Annotated in this window: 14 protein-coding genes; 4 read left to right on the plus strand and 10 right to left on the minus strand. The window is 66.3% G+C overall.

What is annotated here, in order from left to right; all coding sequences use genetic code 11:
- Nucleotides 1–29 precede the first annotated feature (29 nt).
- Nucleotides 30–2,195, plus strand: coding sequence for a DEAD/DEAH box helicase (locus tag BW975_RS02190; protein WP_076530600.1), 2,166 nt, complete (start codon nucleotides 30–32; stop codon nucleotides 2,193–2,195).
- On the opposite strand, the gene betA is transcribed toward BW975_RS02190, so the two are convergent.
- Nucleotides 2,192–3,865, minus strand: a complete 1,674-nt coding sequence (betA, locus tag BW975_RS02195; protein WP_076530602.1) for a choline dehydrogenase — start codon at nucleotides 3,863–3,865, stop codon at nucleotides 2,192–2,194. The genes BW975_RS02190 and betA overlap by 4 nt on opposite strands.
- Before the next feature lie 125 nt (nucleotides 3,866–3,990).
- Here betA and betI point away from each other — a divergent pair, with 125 nt between their 5' ends.
- Nucleotides 3,991–4,668, plus strand: a complete 678-nt coding sequence (gene betI / locus BW975_RS02200; RefSeq protein WP_076533297.1) for a transcriptional regulator BetI — start codon at nucleotides 3,991–3,993, stop codon at nucleotides 4,666–4,668.
- Between the two features lie 93 nt (nucleotides 4,669–4,761).
- Here the strand turns inward: betI and BW975_RS02205 are convergent, their stop codons facing one another.
- From BW975_RS02205 to BW975_RS02245, 9 genes are all read right to left on the minus strand, one after another.
- Nucleotides 4,762–7,701: an error-prone DNA polymerase gene (locus BW975_RS02205; RefSeq protein ID WP_076530604.1), complete on the minus strand. Its 2,940-nt coding sequence runs from the start codon at nucleotides 7,699–7,701 to the stop codon at nucleotides 4,762–4,764.
- 68 nt (nucleotides 7,702–7,769) lie between these two features.
- Nucleotides 7,770–8,261 carry a hypothetical protein gene (locus BW975_RS02210; protein ID WP_076533299.1) on the minus strand — a complete coding sequence of 164 codons (492 nt, stop codon included), beginning with the start codon at nucleotides 8,259–8,261 and terminating at the stop codon, nucleotides 7,770–7,772.
- Nucleotides 8,261–8,743 carry an RNA pyrophosphohydrolase gene (locus tag BW975_RS02215; RefSeq protein ID WP_076530606.1) on the minus strand — a complete coding sequence of 161 codons (483 nt, stop codon included), beginning with the start codon at nucleotides 8,741–8,743 and terminating at the stop codon, nucleotides 8,261–8,263. The genes BW975_RS02210 and BW975_RS02215 overlap by 1 nt, the downstream gene beginning before the upstream one ends.
- 73 nt (nucleotides 8,744–8,816) lie before the next feature.
- Complete coding sequence (locus BW975_RS02220) at nucleotides 8,817–10,157, minus strand: S41 family peptidase (RefSeq protein WP_076530608.1); 1,341 nt, start codon at nucleotides 10,155–10,157, stop codon at nucleotides 8,817–8,819.
- Nucleotides 10,158–10,160: 3 nt separating this feature from the next.
- A complete protein-coding gene (locus BW975_RS02225; protein WP_076530610.1) occupies nucleotides 10,161–11,315 on the minus strand; it encodes a murein hydrolase activator EnvC family protein in 1,155 nt (384 codons plus the stop codon).
- Nucleotides 11,312–12,850 carry a 2,3-bisphosphoglycerate-independent phosphoglycerate mutase gene (gene gpmI, locus BW975_RS02230; RefSeq protein ID WP_076530612.1) on the minus strand — a complete coding sequence of 513 codons (1,539 nt, stop codon included), beginning with the start codon at nucleotides 12,848–12,850 and terminating at the stop codon, nucleotides 11,312–11,314. The genes BW975_RS02225 and gpmI overlap by 4 nt, the downstream gene beginning before the upstream one ends.
- A gap of 171 nt (nucleotides 12,851–13,021) precedes the next feature.
- Nucleotides 13,022–13,492, minus strand: a complete 471-nt coding sequence (gene rlmH / locus BW975_RS02235; RefSeq protein WP_076530614.1) for a 23S rRNA (pseudouridine(1915)-N(3))-methyltransferase RlmH — start codon at nucleotides 13,490–13,492, stop codon at nucleotides 13,022–13,024.
- Entirely contained in the window at nucleotides 13,492–13,962 is a 471-nt protein-coding gene (rsfS, locus tag BW975_RS02240) for a ribosome silencing factor (protein WP_244512540.1), read from the minus strand. The genes rlmH and rsfS overlap by 1 nt, the downstream gene beginning before the upstream one ends.
- Before the next feature lie 125 nt (nucleotides 13,963–14,087).
- The gene (locus BW975_RS02245) at nucleotides 14,088–15,446 is read right to left on the minus strand and encodes a mechanosensitive ion channel family protein (RefSeq protein WP_076530616.1); all 1,359 of its coding nucleotides are present in this window, start codon (nucleotides 15,444–15,446) and stop codon (nucleotides 14,088–14,090) included.
- Between the two features lie 105 nt (nucleotides 15,447–15,551).
- On the opposite strand from BW975_RS02245, the gene BW975_RS02250 reads away from it, so the two are divergent.
- Both BW975_RS02250 and BW975_RS02255 read left to right on the plus strand, forming a co-directional pair.
- Nucleotides 15,552–16,502, plus strand: coding sequence for a histone deacetylase family protein (locus BW975_RS02250; RefSeq protein ID WP_076530618.1), 951 nt, complete (start codon nucleotides 15,552–15,554; stop codon nucleotides 16,500–16,502).
- A 116-nt stretch (nucleotides 16,503–16,618) separates the two neighbouring features.
- Complete coding sequence (locus BW975_RS02255) at nucleotides 16,619–17,794, plus strand: MFS transporter (RefSeq protein ID WP_076530620.1); 1,176 nt, start codon at nucleotides 16,619–16,621, stop codon at nucleotides 17,792–17,794.
- The last annotated feature ends 59 nt before the right edge of the window (nucleotides 17,795–17,853 follow it).

Here is a 17,853-nt window from a genome sequence, read left to right on the forward strand (position 1 = left end):
CCCCCCTGACAAAGCAGAAGCCCCTACCCGTGAAACAAGCCCTCTCCAATGCCATCAAAGCCCGTGGATACGCCACGCTCACCCCCGTTCAGGAGGCGGTGACCAATCCGGACCTGACCGGCGCCGACATGCTGGTGTCGGCCCAGACAGGCTCGGGCAAGACGCTGGGCTTTGGCCTCGCCATCGCGCCCACGCTGCTCGACGAGGCCGAGGCGTTCGATACCGCCGCCGCGCCTCTGGCGCTGGTCATCGCGCCCACGCGCGAGCTGGCATTGCAGGTCAAGCGCGAACTGACATGGCTCTATGCCGGGGCGAACGCGGTGCTGGCCTCCTGCGTCGGAGGCATGGACATGCGCGACGAAAAGCGCGCCTTGGCACGCGGCGCGCATATCGTCGTCGCGACGCCTGGCCGCCTGCGCGATCACATCATGCGCGGCTCGATCGACCTCGGCAGCCTGCGCGCCGTGGTGCTGGACGAAGCCGACGAGATGCTGGATCTCGGCTTTCGCGAGGATCTCGAATTCATCCTTGGCGAGGCGCCCGAGACGCGCCAGACGCTGCTTTTCTCGGCCACCGTTCCCGCCGCGATCGCCAAGCTGGCCGAGAATTATCAGCAGGACGCCGTGCGCGTGAGCACCGCCAGCACCGAAGCGGGCCAGCACGCCGATATCGAATACCGTGCCATGAACGTCTCGCCCCGCGACGGCGAGAACGCCATCATCAATGTGCTGCGCTATTACGAGGCGCCCAACGCCATCGTCTTCTGCAACACCCGTGCGATGGTTGCGCGTCTGACCACGCGTCTCTCCAATCGCGGGTTCGCCGTCGTCGCCCTCTCGGGCGAGCTGTCGCAATCCGAGCGGACCCATGCCTTGCAAGCGATGCGCGATGGCCGCGCCCGCGTCTGCGTGGCCACCGATGTGGCGGCCCGTGGCATCGACCTGCCCAATCTCGATCTGGTGGTGCATGCCGAACTGCCCGGCAGCCACGAGACGCTGCTCCACCGCTCGGGCCGCACCGGCCGCGCCGGGCGCAAGGGCGTGTCGGCCCTGATCGTGCCGCCCGCCGCCCGCAAGAAGGCCGAGCGCATCCTGAATTGGGCCAAGCTGCGTGCCGAATGGGGCCCCGCGCCCTCCGCCGACGAGGTGACCGCCAAGGATGAAGAGCGGATGCTGGGCGACGAGGCATGGTCCGAAGCCATCACCGAAAGCGAGGCGCCCGCCGTCGCTAAGCTGCTGGAGCAATTCAGCCCCGAGCAAATCGCCGCCGCCTATCTGCGCTTTTACCACGCGCGCCATTCCGCCCCTGAGGATCTTGGCGATCCGGGCGAGAAGCCCGCGCCCCGCGCCGCCTTCGGCCCCTCGGTCTGGTTCTCGATCTCCGGGGGCCGCGCCAAGGGCGCCGAGCCGCGCCGCCTTTTGCCGATGCTGTGCAAGGCCGGCGGCGTCACGCGCGAAGATATCGGCGCGATCCGCGTCGGTGATGACGAAAGCTATGTCGAGCTGCGCAAGCCCGCCGTCGCAGGCTTCAAGGCCGCGATTGGCGACGCGATGCGCGTCGAGGATGGCGCCGAGGTCAAGGAACTAAGCCAGCCGCCCGCCATCGCGCAGCGCAAAGGCGGCCCCGCCGGCAAGCCCCATTCCGGCCCCAAGCCCGAGTGGAAGAAGCCGAGCCCCAAATCACCGCCCCCGCCCAGCGCGATGGACGATCTGCCGCCCGTTCAGGCACCTGCCGATGCGCCCAAACCGCGCGCGCCCTCCAGCAAGCCGGTGCAGTACGACGACGCGCCCGCGCCACGGTATAAAAAGCCGAAGGGCGAGGCCCCGTCCAAGCCGCACCGCAAGGGGCCAAAGCCCGATTACACCCGCGATGGGGCGGTGACGGCGGCAGGGGACAAGCCGAAATACAAGGGCAAGACGGGCGGCTTTGCAAAGCCCACTGGCCCCGGCGGCGCTCCCGCCGTGGGCAAGCCCAGCAGCAAGAAGAACCGCGCCCGCGCCGCCGCCAAGGCCGCTGAGGGTTATAGCAGCAAACCGGGCGGTGCGCCCAAGGGTGGCGCCAAACCCGGCGGCAAGCCGTTTGGTAAGCCGGGCGGTAAACCCGCTAACAAGCCTGCTGGACAACCCGGTGCCAAGCCATCAGGCAAGCCGCGCAGCGTTGCACCCAAACTCGGTCCGAAGGGCGGCAAGGACTAGGCCGAGGCCGCCTTGACCGTCTCGCGCCAGCCGGGATGCATCCAGGGGCGCTGGTTCGAGGCGGGCAGGGGATCCTTGCCCAGGATATGATCGGCGGCCTTCTCGCCGGTCATGATGCTGGGGCCATTGAGATTGCCATTGGTGATGCGCGGAAAGATCGAACTGTCGGCGACGCGCAGTCCCTCGACCCCGATCACCCGGCATTCGGGATCGACCACCGCATCGGGATCGTCCACCGCGCCCATCTTGCAGGTGCCGCAGGGGTGATAGGCGCTCTCGGCATGCTCGGAGATGAAAGCGTCCAGATCAGCATCCGATTGCACTGCATCGCCCGGCTGGATCTCTTTCCCGCGATAGGGATCGAACGCTGCCTGCCCGAAAATCTCGCGCGTCAGGCGAATGCAGCGCCGGAAATCCTCCCAGTCGCTGTCTTCGGACATGTAGTTGAACGCAATCCTGGGCGCCGCCATCGGATCGGCCGAGGCCAGGCTGACCCGCCCCCGCGATTTCGACCGCATCGGGCCGACATGCGCCTGATAGCCGTGCCCCTCGGCGGCGGCCTGTCCGTCATACCTGACCGCCATGGGCAGGAAATGATACTGGATATCGGGATACGCGACCCCCGGTTTCGAACGTAGGAAAGCCGCGCTTTCGAACTGGTTGGACGCGCCGAGGCCGGTCTTCCCGAACAGCCACTGCGCCCCGATCATGCCCTTGGACCAGAGGTTCCAATGCTTGAAAAGCGTGATCGGCTGGATGCAGGCCTGCTGGATATAAAGCTCCAGATGATCCTGCAAATTGCCGCCCACGCCGGGCCGGTCGGCCACCACGTCTATCCCGTGCTCCGCCAGATGCGCGGCAGGGCCAACGCCGGACAGCATCAGGATCTTGGGGGAGTTGAAGGCCGAGGCCGCCAGCACGACCTCGCGATTCGCGCGCACGATTTCGATCCGCCCGCCCCGCTCGATCTCGACGCCCGTCGCGCGGCCCTCTTCGATGACGATGCGGCGGACATAGCAGCGCAGCATATCGCAGTTGGGGCGCTTCAGCGCGGGCCTCAGGTAGGCATTGGCGGCGGACCAGCGGCGGCCCTTGTAGACCGTCTGCTCCATCGGGCCAAAGCCCTCCTGCTTCTCGCCGTTATAATCCTCGGTGATCTCATAGCCCGCCTGCTGCCCGGCCTGCACAAAGGCGTCGAAAAGCGGATTGTGCCGGGGCCCGCGCGTCACGTGCAGAGGCCCGTCCATGCCGCGCCACGCCGGATCGCCGCCATGGCCGCCATCGGTCCAGTTCTCCATGCGCTTGTAATAAGGCAGGACGTTGCGGAACCCCCAGCCGGTCGCGCCGCTCTCTTCCCAGTGGTCAAAATCGCCGGCATGGCCGCGCACATACACCATCCCGTTGATCGAGGACGACCCGCCCACAACCTTGCCCCGCGGTGCGGCAAGGCGGCGCCCGCCCAAATGCGGCTCGGGCTCGGACGTATAGCCCCAATCGTAGCGCTTCATGTTCATCGGATAGCTGAGCGCGGCGGGCATCTGAATGAAGGGCCCCGCGTCGGTGCCGCCATATTCCAGCACCAGCACCGAATGCTTGCCATCCTCGGACAGCCGATAGGCCATGGCCGACCCTGCCGAGCCCGACCCGATGATCACGAAATCCGCCTGCATGAGATACCTTTCCAGCTGCGCCTTGGATCAAATACTTACCAACGGTCAGTTTTATAGTCAAAAGGTAAATATTGTGGACGTGCGTCCGGAACGCTAGGGTGACGCAGCAGCAGATCGGCAGGACCATGGCACGCAAGAGCATCGGGGACATCAGGCGCGCGGAGCTGTCGCAGGCGGCCTTTGACGCGCTGGTCCAGCACGGTATTCGCGGCACGACACTGGACCGCGTCGCCAAGATCGCGGGCGTGTCCAAAGGGGTCGTGCTGCACCACTTCAAGGATAAGGACGCGCTTTTCGAGGGGGTGCAGCGCAAGGCGAACACCGTCCTGCGCGACTGCGTGACCGAGCTTCTGCGCCATGCCGAGACGCCGCTCGAACGGCTCTATGCCATCATCGTCGGCAATTTCGCGGCGCCGGTCTTTCAGCAGGAAATCTGTCACGCCTGGATCTCGCTTTGCTCGGATGTCCCGCATAACCGCCAGAGCCAGCGCATCCAGACAGCGGTCCACGCCCGGATGCAAAGCAACCTGATGAGCGCGCTGCGCCCCCTTAGGGTGCCGGACGCGCCGCGCATCGCGTTTCAGCTGCGCACGGTCATGGACGGCATCTGGCTGCGCGCCAGTTTCCAGATCGCACCCATGGACGGCGCCGAGGGCGTGGCCGAGGTGGATTTCGCCGCGCGCCACCTGCTGTGCGATATCCCGAAGGCCGACATGGACGCCGCGCTGGCCAAGATGCAGAAGCTGGCCAGCCTCGTGTTGACCACCCGTGCCTTCCGCGATCAGGCGCTGACCGGCAGTTGAAAGAAGGGGCTTTGCCCCCGCCGCCCTGCGGGCGCCTCCCCCAGGATATTTGCAGGCAAGAAGAAAGGCGCGGTCCGGCTCTTTCTTTTTGCTTCAAATATCCCCGCCGGAGGCTTCGCTGCTTACAAGGCACGCAGGGGCGGCCATGATGGCACCCGGTGTCAATCGCGCGCGCAGCAGCGCCAGCGGATGGGTCTTGAGGCTGAGGCGCGTGGTCACGTAATCCTCCACCATCGCCTCGCTGCGGGTCATGGCGGGCAGATGCGCGGCAGGCTCGTGCAGCATCTCGTCGCCCAGATCACCGGCGAAAAGGGGCAGGGGGCGGCCTTCGGTCAGCGCCTTGGCCTGCCAGAGCGCATCGCGGCGGCTGAGGCCTTCACTGGCAAAGCAATCCGCCTCGGCCAGCCGCGTGATCACCGCGGGGGACAGGCCCGCGCGGCGCCACACGTCGCCGGGCGTGCCAAAGCCGTTACCGCGCGCGGCGCTCAGCCATGTGGCGCTTTCCTCGTCGATGCCCTTGATCTGGCGATAGCCGAGGCGGAGGGCCAGCCCGCCGTCGCCATCCGGCTCGACGGTATTGTCCCAAAAGCTGGCGTTGATGCAGACGGGCCGCACCACTACGCCATGTTCGCGGGCGTCACGCACGATCTGGGCGGGGGCGTAGAATCCCATCGGCTGCGCGTTCAGCAGCGAACAGGCGAAGATCGCCGGGTGATGGCATTTGATCCAGGCGGACGCATAGACCAGCAGCGCAAAGCTGGCTGCGTGGCTTTCGGGAAAGCCGTAGCTGCCGAAGCCCTCGATCTGGGCAAAGCAGCGCTGGGCGAAATCGTCCTCATATCCGTTCGCTTTCATGCCCTTCAGGAAGAGCGTGCGAAACTCGCTGATATTGCCCAGCTTCTTGAACGTGGCGAGGGCGCGGCGCAGCCGGTCGGCCTGATCGGGAGTAAATCCCGCGCCGACGATGGCGATCTGCATCGCCTGCTCCTGAAACAGCGGCACGCCTAGCGTCTTGCCCAGCACCGCACCCAATTCGTCCGAGGGAAAGCTGACCTTTTCCTCGCCGTTGCGGCGGCGGATATAGGGATGCACCATGTCGCCCTGGATGGGGCCGGGGCGGATGATGGCGACCTCGATCACCAGATCATAAAAACAGCGCGGGCGCATGCGCGGCAGGAAGTTCATCTGCGCGCGGCTTTCCACCTGAAAAACCCCGATGCTATCGGCGCGGCAGAGCATATCATAGACCTTCGGATCCTCGGGCGGCAGCGTCGCCAGATCGTATGTCTGCCCGTGATGCTGCGCGAGCAGACCGAACGCCTTGCGGATGCAGGTCAGCATGCCCAGCGCCAGCACATCGACCTTGAGGATGCCCAGCGCCTCGATATCGTCCTTGTCCCACGAGATCACGGTGCGCCCTTCCATCGAGGCATTCTCGACCGGCACCAATTCATCAAGGCGGCCCTCGGTGACGACGAAGCCGCCGACATGCTGGCTCAGGTGCCTTGGGAACCCTTCGATCTCATGCACCAGCGCCATGGTCTGTTTCAGGCGCGCATCATCGGGGTCGAGGCCGATCTCCAGCATCCTTTCGCGCTCCACCGCGCCGGTCGAGAAAAAGCCCCAAAGCTGTGAGCTGAGCGCGCCGATCGTGTCCTGGCTGAGCCCCATCGCGCGGCCCACCTCGCGGATCGCCCGCTTGCCGCGATAGTGGATCACGGTCGCGCAGAGGCCCGCACGGTGGCGGCCGTAGCGCTCGTAGATATGCTGGATCACCTCCTCGCGGCGCTCATGCTCGAAATCGACGTCGATATCGGGCGGCTCGTCGCGCGCCTCGCTCACGAACCGTTCGAACACCATCGTGCCGATCTCGGGGCTGACCGAGGTGACGCCCAGCGCGTAGCAGACCACGGAATTCGCCGCCGAGCCGCGACCCTGACACAGGATGCCGCGACTGCGCGCAAAGGCGACGATATCGCGGACGGTCAGAAAATAGGGCTCATATTTCAGCTTGGCGATCAGGGCCAACTCATGTTCCAGCAGATTGCGCACCCGGTCGCTGGCCCCCTGCGGATAGCGCCATGTCAGCCCCTCCTCGGCCAATCGGCGCAGGCGGGCGCCGGGCGTTTCGCCCTCGGCGATCTCGCTGGGATATTCATAGCGCAGGCTGCCAAGGCAGAAGGTGAGCGCGGCGGCCAGCGCGCCCGCGCGGCTGACAGCGCCCTCATGCCCCTTGAAAAGGCGCCGCATCTCGGCCTCGCTGCGCAGGCGGCATTCGCCATTGGCCAGCGCCGCGCGGCCCAGATCGTCGACGCGCGTGCCTGTGCGCACCGCCGTCAGCACATCGGCGAGGCGCCGCCGCCGCCCGTGATGCATGCGCGGCTGCGCGCTGGCGATCGTCTCGAGGCCCAGCGATTTGGCCAGCCGGGCATGGGCCTCGAAGCGGCGCGTATCGCGCCCGTCATATCGCGGCGCCATCAATAGAAACATGTCCGCACCAAGAGCTTCTACAACGCGGCGCGCTTCTTTGGTCCAGGCCGCGCGGCCCGTCTCGGGCGCATGCAGCAGCAGGGTCAGCCCCTCGGCGCCTTCCAGCAGATCGGCGACATGCAATTCGCAAGCGCCCTTGGGCGCGCGGCGGCGGCCAAGGGTCAGAAGACGGCAAAGGCTGGCCCAGCCGGTGCGGTCCTGCGGTAGCGCGGTCAGCGTCAACCCCTCTTGCAGCACCAGCCGGGCGGCGGGGATCAGGCGCGGCACATTGGCCCAATCGGGCGTGCGCGGCGTGGGCGCGGGCGGGCCGATGGGGCCGTCCCGCGCCTCGATCGCATGGCGCTCGGCCACGTGGCGGGTAATCTCGCGCGCCGCCGCATAGGCGCGCACGATGCCCGCGACGCTATTGTCATCCGCGATAGCCAAGGCGGGCAGGCCCAAGAGGGCGGCGCGCTGCATGTACTCCTCGGGGTGCGAGGCCCCGGTGAGAAAAGTGAAATTGCTGAGGGCCGAAAGCTCGGCGAAAGGGGGATGATCTCGCATAACGAGTCACCTTATATTCACTTTTTGTTCTTATGCCGAGTCCCCATGGATGGATTGTCATGATGGGATTACTTGGGCTCTTCCGGCGTGCAATCACCGCCGGTAAAGCAGCGATGCGCCTTGTCCAACATTTCGGGCGCCGGATCAAAGAAGGCGTCGCCGCCGCAGGGGTCGACGGTCAGGCTGACCCCGTCTGCATCCTGCCGCAGAAAGGCCAGCACGGGGCCATCCGCGGGTGGCTGCGCGCACCAGGGGCCGAAACACTTGACGATCAGGGTGACAGGGCCTTCGAGCGGGCGATTGAACCCGACCCGACCCAGCGCCTCGCCGGATACCCGCGCGGGGATCCGCGTCTCATCCGGGGTGCTTTGCTGATTGGCCATGTCCACCTCGGGCAGGAGGGACGCGTCGAAATCCAGCGTGCCATGCACCGCGAAATAGGTCTCGGAGGCGGCATCGACCCGCTCAAACGTCCGTGCCAGGTCATGCGGCAGGCACGATAGGGCGGTCGCGGGGCTGGCCAGGGCAAGGCCTATGAGCGAAAGGAGGGCGGCGCGCATCATAGCAAATCCTTGAATTCGTCCAGAACGGCGGCATAGACGGCCCGCTTGAACGGCACGATATGGGCGACCAACTCGGACGCGGGCAGCCAGCGCCAATGGGAAAACTCCGGGTGGTCGGTGGCGATGATCACCTGATCGTCGCGCCCATGAAAGCGCATCAGAAACCATTTCTGCTCCTGTCCGCGATAGCGGCCCTTCCACATGCGCCCCGCCAGATCAGGCGGCAGGTCGTAGCGGACCCACCCTTCGGTCTCGGCCTCGACGCGCACCAGGTCCGGCGTCACGCCCGTTTCCTCGACCAGCTCGCGCAGGGCAGCTTCCTTGGCGTCCTCACCCGGATCGATCCCGCCCTGGGGCATCTGCCAGGCGGGCGCTTCGGTGTCGATGCGTTGCCCGACAAAGACGTCGCCCGCTGCATTGGCCAGCATGACGCCGACGCAAGGGCGGTAGGGCAGAGCGGCGATCTGATCGGGGGTCATGACAACGGGCCTTGGATCCGGTCGGGGCAGGATGCGCCCGGCCCGCCGCAATGGGCAGGCCGGACCGCGCGCCTTACTTGGCGCCGTTCAACGTGGTGAGGCCCTTGAGGATATCGACCGCATAGGCCAGCTGGTAATCCTCTTCGCGCAGCTTGGCGCTTTGCTCGGCACGCTCGCGGGTTTCCTCGATATGCTGGATCTCGTCCTCGGTCAGGCTGTCATTGTCGAGGCTGCCGCGCAGATCGGCCTCGGACCGCAGCAGCGGCGGCACACCATCTTCGGTCTCGTCCTCGCTCTCGGGGGCACGGCGGGGCTGGGCGACCAGGATATCGGGCGAGACGCCCAGTGCCTGGATCGAGCGGCCCGACGGCGTGTAGTAGCGCGATGTCGTCAGGCGCATCGCGCCGTCGCCGCGCAGCGGCATGACGGTCTGGACCGAGCCCTTGCCGAAGCTCTTGGTGCCCACCACAACGGCGCGGTTGTGATCCTGCAATGCGCCCGCGACGATCTCGGACGCCGAGGCCGAGCCGCCGTTGATCAGCACCACGATGGGCTTGCCCTGGGCCAGATCGCCGGGCGTCGCGTTGAACCGCTCGCCATCCTGCGGCTCGCGGCCTCGGGTGCTGACGATCTCGCCTTTTTCCAGGAACGCGTCGGACACCTTGATCGCCTGGTTCAGCAACCCACCCGGATTGTTGCGCAGGTCGATGACGATGCCATTGATCTTGTCGATGCCGCCCGCCTTCTCGATCTCTTCGGCCAGGCCGTCCTCGAGATTCTGATAGGTCTGATCGCTGAAGGCAGACACGCGCAGCACCACGGCCTTTTGCTCGGTACGGGCGCGCACGGCGGTCACCTTGATCGTGTCGCGGATGATCGACAGATCGAATGGCTCGGCCTCGCCCTCGCGCACGACGGTGATGACGATCTCGCTGCCCACGGGGCCGCGCATCATGTCCACGGCCTCGTCGAGGTTCAGGCCCAGAACGCTCTCGCCATCGACATGGGTGATATAGTCGCCGGCCTCGACGCCCGCGTTATAGGCGGGGGTGCCGTCGATGGGCGAGACGACCTTGACGAAGCCCTCTTCCTGCGTGACCTCGATTCCGAGGCCCCCGAACTCGCCGCGCGTCTGCACCTGCATGTCCTCGGCATCCTCGGGCGGCAGGTAGCTGGAATGCGGATCGAGCGAGGTCAGCATGCCGTTGATGGCCGCCTCTATCAGATCGCCCTCGTTCACCTCTTCGACATATTGCGCGCGGATCCGCTCAAAAATATCGCCGAACAGATCCAACTGCTCGTAGACATTGCTGTTGCGCTGGGTCTCTTGCGCCATCAGGGGGGCGGCGATCTGGGTGGTCACGATCGCACCGGCGAGGGTGCCGGCGCCGGCGGCCATCAGGAATTTCTTCATAGATCATTCATCCTTGTCTGTCTTGAACCACAGCGCGGGATCCACGGCGGTGTCGTCTTGCCTGACCTCAATATAGAGGGTTTGCGTCCACTCTGTAGCTGCGTCAAGCAGCTCGGCGGGCACGATTTCGTCATCGGCGGCGCCGCCTGGGGCGCCAAGCCCGCCCATCAGGCCCACGGGGCTGCCCCCTGGCAGAACCTGGCCCGTCTCGCCATAGACCACGTCCATTCCGGCAAAGACCAGCAAAATTCCCGATTGCGGCTCCAGAATGGCGACATTTCCGTAGTCCAGCAAGGGGCCGCGATAGCGCAGCGTTGCGGCGGCGGGGGTGGTCACCAGGGCGCGGGGCGGGGCGGCCATGACGATGCCGGGGCGGGTGATGCCCGCCGCGTCCGCCTCGCCCGCGCGGCGCAGGATGCGGCCCTCGACGGGCAGCGGAAGTTCGCCCTTGCGGCTTTCGATCCCCGGCAGGCTGCCCGGCACCTCGCCCACCGCGATCTGGCTGAGCCCGCTGGCAAAGCCATCGAGCGATTCGGTCGATGCGATCAACAGCGCGGTCTGAAGCGGATCCTCGGTAAAACGGCGCGGCAGCTCCGTGCGGTCGGCAATCGCCTGGCTCAACCGGGTACGGGCCTCCTGAGCCGTGGCGAGCCCCTCTTGCAGCTTCTGAGCCGCATTGTTCTGCAAGCTGCGCAGTGCCGCCAGCTGCTCCAGATCGGCGCGCAGCACCGCGGCGCGGGCGTTCAGCGCGGGCGTCACATCGGCCAAAAGCATGCCCGACCGCGCCGTGCCGACCGGCCCCGACGGATGCAAGAGCGTCACCGGCGCCGGCGTCGCATTGATCGAGCCGAGCACACCCAAAAGTTGCGCAATCTCGCCCTCGCGCGAGGCCAGATCGCGCTCCAGCGTTTGCGCACGGATGGCGGCCTGGCGCATGCCGACACGCATCGCGCGCAGACCCGCCTCGAAGGCGCGGACCGTCTGGCTGAGCGCCTTGACGCGGCTGGCGGCGCCGTCGGCCTCGTCGAGGGCGCGGGTCGCCTCGGCCAGCATTTCGGACGCGGCCAGTGCCTCGGCGCCCGGATCGCCTTGGGCGCGGGCGTCCAGCGGCACCGCCAGCACAGCCACCAGCGCCGCGGCTGCGCAAAAGCGCTTCATGCCGCGCCTTCCCGCGCAGGCACGATCAGCGAACGGCCCGTCATTTCGGGCGGCGCCTCCAGCCCCATCAGCGTCAGCAGGCTGGGTGCCAGATCGCTGAGCCGGCCATCGGACAGCGCGCCGCCCTCCGGCCCGCCGATCAGGATGACGGGCACAGGGTTGGTGGTGTGGGCAGTATGAGGCGCACCGGTCTCGGGGTCGATCATCGTCTCGCAATTGCCGTGATCGGCAGTGATGATCATCGCGCCCCCCGCCTTTTTCAGCGCCGCCATAACGCGGCCCAACCCGGTATCGACCGCCTCGCAGGCCGCGATGGCGGCGTTCAGATCGCCGGTATGCCCGACCATGTCGGGATTGGCGTAATTGGCGATGATCAGATCGTAGCCTTCCTCGATGGCGGCAACCAGGTGGTCCGTCACTTCGGGCGCCGACATCTCGGGCTGCAGATCGTAGGTGGCGACGCGCGGCGAGGCGGCCATGTAACGATCCTCGCCCGTCTCGGGCGCCTCGCGGCCGCCGTTGAGGAAGAAGGTGACATGGGGGTATTTCTCGGTTTCGGCGATGTGGAATTGCCGCAGGCCCTGCTTGGCGACCCAGATGCTCAGCGTGTTGTCCGGCTGCTCGTCGGGAAAAATGCAGTCCATGTAGGTCTTGTGGCGCGCCGAATAGTCCGTAAAGCCGCTGACGATGGCAAACTCGGGCCGTTTGCCCGTCTCGAAACTGTCGAACTCGGGATCGGCGAAGGCGGCGAGGATCTCGCGCGCGCGGTCGGCGCGGAAGTTGAGGCACATCAGCCCGTCGCCATCGCGCATCCCGGGATATTGGCCCAGAACGCGCGGCTTGATGAATTCGTCCGTGCGGCCCTTGTCATAGGCATTGTCGATCGCCTCACTGGCGGTCTCGGCGTGATAGCCTTCGGCGGCGGCGATGGCGGCATAGGCCAGCGACACGCGCTCCCACCGGTTGTCGCGGTCCATGGCATAATAGCGCCCCGAGACGGTGGCGATGCGCGCACCGAGTGGCAGCGCCTGCTGCAGCTCTTCGAGGTAGGACAAGGCCGAGACCTGCGCCACGTCGCGCCCGTCGGTAAAGGCGTGGATGGCGACGGGAATGCCCTCATCCGTCAGCGCCCGCGCGGCGGCGATCATGTGGCTGATATGCGAATGCACCCCGCCATCCGACAGAACGCCCAAAAGATGCGCGGTGCCGCCGGACGCTTTCATCGCGTCCACGAAGCGCCGGATGCCGGGCAGCGCCGGAAAGGTGCCGGTCTCGACCGCGCGGTCAATGCGGCGCAGATCCATCTCGATGATGCGGCCGGCCCCGATATTGAGATGTCCCACCTCGGAATTGCCCATCTGCCCGGCGGGCAGACCCACATCCAGCCCGTGAGTGACCAGCTGCGCATGCGGCCATGCGGCCATTGCGGCGTCGAAATTGGGCGTGCGGGCGAGGGCCGGGGCATTTCCGTCTGTGGTGTGCGATATCCCCCAGCCATCGAGGATGCATAGAACCACGGGTTTGGGGGTGCTCATCTGTCGCTCCGCTAAAGGCCTGCCTGCCGCGTTCTACCCAAGATGGCAGCGCTTTGAAACAGGGCGCGGCAGGGTGGTTGCGCTAAACCTCGGCAGAGACGCAAGTGGACAGGGTAGGGTTTGAGTATTTTTGCCAAGATGAACCTTGGGACGGCCCGCAAGGGCGCCAGATCACGCGCGGTGATAGGGGCCACCAGCGAGAATCGTAGCGGCGCGGTAAATCTGTTCGGACAGCATGACGCGGGCCAGCATGTGGGGCCAGACCATCGCGCCAAAGGAGAGGCTGAAATCCGCGGTCGCGCGCAAGCCCGGGTCGATCCCGTCCGCGCCGCCGATGATAAAGGCCAAATCGCCACGAGCCGCATCGCGCCATTCGGCGAGCTTGCGGGCGAATTTGGGAGACGAGATCAGTTTTCCGCGCTCATCCAGCATGACGCGGATGGCACTTTGCGGTAGGGCGCGCTCAAGCAGGGCGGCTTCTGCAGCAGGGCCGCCGCCCTTCTTGTCCTCGACTTCGTGAACGGTGGTGGGCCCAAGTCCCAGTGCGCGCCCGGTGCGATCGGCCCGCAAAAGATAGTCGTCCAGCAGGTCGCGCTCGGGGCCGGCGCGCATCCGGCCCACCGCGCAGATATGCAGACGCATCAGCCGGGGGCGGCGGGCGCAACGGCCTCGGCGGCGGGGCCGCCTGCGGGCACCCACATTTTCTCGAGCTGGTAGAATTCGCGCACTTCGGGGCGAAAGACATGGACGATCACGTCACCCGTGTCGATCAGAACCCAATCGCCTGTCTCGCGCCCTTCGATACGGCTGGCGCGTCCGAGATCATGCTTGAGCTTGTCCACCAACTTCTCGGCGATGGCGCTGACCTGACGGGACGAGCGCCCCGAGCAGATGACCATGTGATCGCCGATGGCGGATTTGCCGCGCAGATCGACCTGCACGATATCCTCGGCCTTGTCCGCATCGAGCGAGGCAAGGATCAGGTCGAGCTGTTCTTGGCTGGTTGCGCTGTCGGTTGTCGCCGGCCCGCTCGAAGGAGCGGCGGCTTGGGTCTCGGCGGCGGTGGCCGCTGGTGCGGAAATGGACAGAACGTCGTCCTCCTGGCTGCGCACCTGATCCTGCCCCGGTGCCGGGCTTGCCCTTAAAATAGCGATCCGGGCGCGAAGTTTCAACAAAGCATGACAGCCCGCACACGCATCTGTGCGATTTGTCGCTTTGAGCCGGGCCCCAGGCCCGGTCAGTCGAGCGCGGTCCCGGCTTTTGCGCCATCCGCGCCATCCGCGCCCTTGTCGCCCAGCATTCGGACCTCGCGCTGCGGGAAGGGGATGGAAATGTCGTTTTCGCGAAACGCGTCCCAGAGCGCCAGGTAGACATTGCCGCGAATGTTGGTCAGTCCCTGGGTGGGGTCGCGGATCCAGAAGCGCAGGATATAGTCCACACTGCTGTCGCCGAAGCCGACGATATGGCAGACCGGCGCCTTCATGCTGAGCACGCGGGGCACGCTGGCCGCCGCATTGATTGCGATCTTGCGCACCTTGTGGGGATCGTCGCCGTAAGCGGTGCCGAAGTAGATATCCAGCCGCACGAATTCGTTGGAATGCGACCAGTTGACCACCTGACTGGTGATCAGATCCTCGTTCGGGATCAGGTATTCCTTGCCGTCGCGCGTGACCACGCTGACATAGCGCGCGCCGAGGCTGTTGATCCAGCCAAACGTCTCGCCCAGACTGATGACATCGCCAGGCTTGATCGACTTGTCGAGCAGGATGATGATGCCCGATACGAGGTTCGACACGACCTTTTGCAAGCCAAAGCCGAGGCCGACACCGATGGCGCCCGAAAGGACCGCGAGGCCCGTAAGATCGACGCCCACCGTACGCAGCCCGATGAAGAAAGCCGCTCCATAGAGCAGCACCTGCAGGAACTTGACTGCCAAAACCTGCATCGAAGGCGAGATTTCGTCATTGCGCGCGATTCGCGCCGATGTGGTGCTCGAAACCAGTCTCGCCACGAAAAAAAGCGCGCCTAGGATGACGATGGCCTGCAGGATCAGCCAGACGGAAATGCGCGTCTCGCCCAGCGTGACGGCAAGGCTGTCCATCAGGCGCTGGGCCTCGTCGGTCAGCCCAAGGATGATGAGCGTGGCCCAGGCCCAGCCGGCATAGCGCACCATGCCGCGCAGAAAGCCGTTGGCGATGAGGCGCGTCACGAAGGCAATCACCAGCCACGCGGTGCCCAATTCGGCGGCGATGCCGATCAGGTAGGACCGGCTGGGCCAGGTCAGTTGCTGCATCAGCCCGAACGTGACCCATGCCAGCAACACGAAGAAAATCAGCCGTAGCCGGCGGTGAACCATCACCAGAATGCGCATGCGCCATTTCGGCCATCCCTCGCGTGTGCGCATCCAGGCGTGCAGACGCGGGGCCAAAAGGGCGCGCAGCACGTGCGCAATCAGCAAGAGGACCAGGATGATACCGACTTGATAGGCGTTCCAGGGCCGCATCAGCCCTATGCCGAACGCATGTATCTGCGCCCAAAGGGTCAGCGCGATGTCCTGCGCCTGCTCGATCGGCGGAAGGTTGGGATCCAGTTCCATCAGGATAAATATGCACGCGCCGGGCGCCGCGGCAAGCGGGCACTGGACAGGCGTGCGGCTTTGCGTTTGCTTGGCCGGGCAAGTGTGACCGGGAAAGGACCGCAGATGACAAGCCGAAGGCGCGCCGCTGGAACCGCCCTGATCACGCACGATGACTGCTTTGCGCATAAAATGCCGGAGGGTCACCCCGAATGTGCCGCACGCCTCGATGCCGTTCTGAACGCGCTGGAGGGCAAGGAGCTGATCCGCTGCGACGCGCCTTTGGTCAAGGATGGCGACCTGGCGCCGCTGCACCCGCAGGCGCACCTGGACCGGCTGGAGGCGATGGTGCCCGAGCGGGGCGGCATTTCCATAGATGGCGACACGTGGATGTCGCCGGGGACGATGCGCGCGGCGCGGCGCGGCGCGGGCGGCGCGATTCTGGGGGTCCAGATGGTGATGGCGGGACAGGCGCAAAATGCCTTCGTCGCGACGCGCCCGCCGGGCCACCATGCCGAGGCGTCGCAGGCCATGGGCTTTTGCTTTCTCTGCGGCGCTGCGGTGGCGGCGCGGCATGCGCTGGATCATCACGGTCTGGCCCGCGTCGCCATCATCGATTTCGACGTGCATCACGGCAACGGCACGCAGGCGCTGACCGAGGATGATCCGCGCATCATGTACTTGTCGGCGCATCAGATGCCGCTTTTCCCCGGCACGGGAGATCCCAGCGAGACGGGAGCGGACGGCACCGTGGTTAATGTCGCCCTGCGGGATGGCAGCGGCAGCGCGGCGTTTCGCGCTGCGATGTCGGACGTCATCCTGCCTGCGGCTGCCGCCTTTCGCCCCGAGCTGCTGATCGTCTCGGCTGGCTTTGACGCGCATCGCGCCGACCCGCTGGCCGGGCTGATGCTGGACACCGCCGATTTCACCTGGATCTCCGAGGCGCTTTGCGATCTGGCCGGGGAGCATTGCGAGGGGCGGCTTGTTTCGGTGCTGGAGGGCGGGTATGACCTGAACGCGCTGGCCACCTGTGCTGCGGCCCATGTCGATGTCCTGATCGCGCGCAGCCGCGCCTGACGCGCGCACTCACTTTTCTGAGCATACCCGTTCTGCCCGTAAGCGCACCGCAGCCTCTTGCCCATGCCGCGGCGTCGTGCCACCACAGCCCGGTCATTCGCCGCGGAGGATCCCCCATGCGCGCCGGTCTTTCGCTCTTGTGCCTTACCTATGTGCTCAGCCAGTTCTACCGCGCGTTCCTGGCGGTCCTTGGCCCTGTCTTGTTGCGCGATATCGGCGCCGGTCCGGACGATCTGGCGACGGCGTCAGGCCTTTGGTTTTTGGCGTTCGGCCTGGCGCAGCTGCCTATCGGCTGGGCGCTGGACAGGTTCGGGCCCCGTCGGACAGCATCCGCCTTCTTGGCTATCGGCGGGGCGGGTGGTGCGCTGATGTTCGCGGTGGCGGCAACGCCGATGCAGATCAATATCGCGATGATGCTGATCGGCGCGGGCTGCGCGCCGATCCTTGTCTCGGCATTCTACTTGCTGGCCCGGCAGGGCACCCCGGCCCAATTTGCCACCACGGCGTCGCTGGTCCTGGGTATCGGCTCCGTCGGCAATCTGGGCGCGTCCTGGCCCATGGCCTTCGCGGTCGAGACGGTGGGCTGGCGCGCCGCGCTGACCCTCTTGGCCGCGCTGACGGCGGCGGCGGCGGCGGCGCTCTTCATCCTTTTGCGCGACCCGGAGGCGCCCGAGGGCGGCCAGCGCGGCTCGGTGCTCGATCTGCTGAAAATGCGTGCGCTCTGGCCGATCATCCCGATGATGTTCGTCTGCTACGCGCCCGCCGCGGCGGTGCGTGGCCTCTGGATCGGGCCGTACCTCAGCGATGTTTTCGGCCTCACAACCTCGCAGCTGGGGCAGGCCTCTCTGGTCATGGGCGTCGCGATGATCTGCGGCACGCTGGCCTACGGCCCGCTCGACCGGGTGTTCGGCACGCATAAATGGGTGATCCTCATCGGCAACGTGATGTGCGCGGCCTCGGCCCTCGCCCTCGCGGCCTTTGCGGGGCAAAATGCAGTCCTTGGAATTGCGCTCTGTGCGGCTATCGGCTTTTTCGGGGCCACCTTCCCGATCCTGATCGCCCACACGCGCGGGTTCTTCCCGGCGCATCTGGCGGGCCGGGGCGTGACGCTGATGAACCTCTTCGGCATCGGCGGCGTGGGCGCGGCGCAGCTGGCTTCGGGTGCGATCCATTCCAATGTCGCGGCGGGCGCGGGGGATCTGGCATCCTACAGCGCGCTCTTCGCCTTTTTCGGCGCGGCGCTCCTCATTGGGGTGGTCATCTACCTCTTCAGCCGCGACGCGCCCGCCTGACCCCTTTCCTATGGCAGCGATGCGCGATAAGAGGCGCCCGAGCCATACCGGATTTTGAT

The organism is Roseovarius nanhaiticus (genome assembly GCF_900156535.1).
Taxonomy (GTDB): domain Bacteria; phylum Pseudomonadota; class Alphaproteobacteria; order Rhodobacterales; family Rhodobacteraceae; genus Roseovarius; species Roseovarius nanhaiticus.

Coding starts and splice junctions, on each gene's coding strand:
- betA (WP_076530602.1), bottom strand. CDS start 3,865: ATGCAGGCGGATTTCGTGATCATCGGGTCGGGCTCGGCAGGGTCGGCC.
- betI (WP_076533297.1), top strand. CDS start 3,991: ATGGCACGCAAGAGCATCGGGGACATCAGGCGCGCGGAGCTGTCGCAG.
- BW975_RS02205 (WP_076530604.1), bottom strand. CDS start 7,701: ATGCGAGATCATCCCCCTTTCGCCGAGCTTTCGGCCCTCAGCAATTTC.
- BW975_RS02210 (WP_076533299.1), bottom strand. CDS start 8,261: ATGCGCGCCGCCCTCCTTTCGCTCATAGGCCTTGCCCTGGCCAGCCCC.
- BW975_RS02215 (WP_076530606.1), bottom strand. CDS start 8,743: ATGACCCCCGATCAGATCGCCGCTCTGCCCTACCGCCCTTGCGTCGGC.
- BW975_RS02220 (WP_076530608.1), bottom strand. CDS start 10,157: ATGAAGAAATTCCTGATGGCCGCCGGCGCCGGCACCCTCGCCGGTGCG.
- BW975_RS02225 (WP_076530610.1), bottom strand. CDS start 11,315: ATGAAGCGCTTTTGCGCAGCCGCGGCGCTGGTGGCTGTGCTGGCGGTG.
- gpmI (WP_076530612.1), bottom strand. CDS start 12,850: ATGAGCACCCCCAAACCCGTGGTTCTATGCATCCTCGATGGCTGGGGG.
- rlmH (WP_076530614.1), bottom strand. CDS start 13,492: ATGCGTCTGCATATCTGCGCGGTGGGCCGGATGCGCGCCGGCCCCGAG.
- BW975_RS02245 (WP_076530616.1), bottom strand. CDS start 15,446: ATGGAACTGGATCCCAACCTTCCGCCGATCGAGCAGGCGCAGGACATC.
- BW975_RS02250 (WP_076530618.1), top strand. CDS start 15,552: ATGACAAGCCGAAGGCGCGCCGCTGGAACCGCCCTGATCACGCACGAT.
- BW975_RS02255 (WP_076530620.1), top strand. CDS start 16,619: ATGCGCGCCGGTCTTTCGCTCTTGTGCCTTACCTATGTGCTCAGCCAG.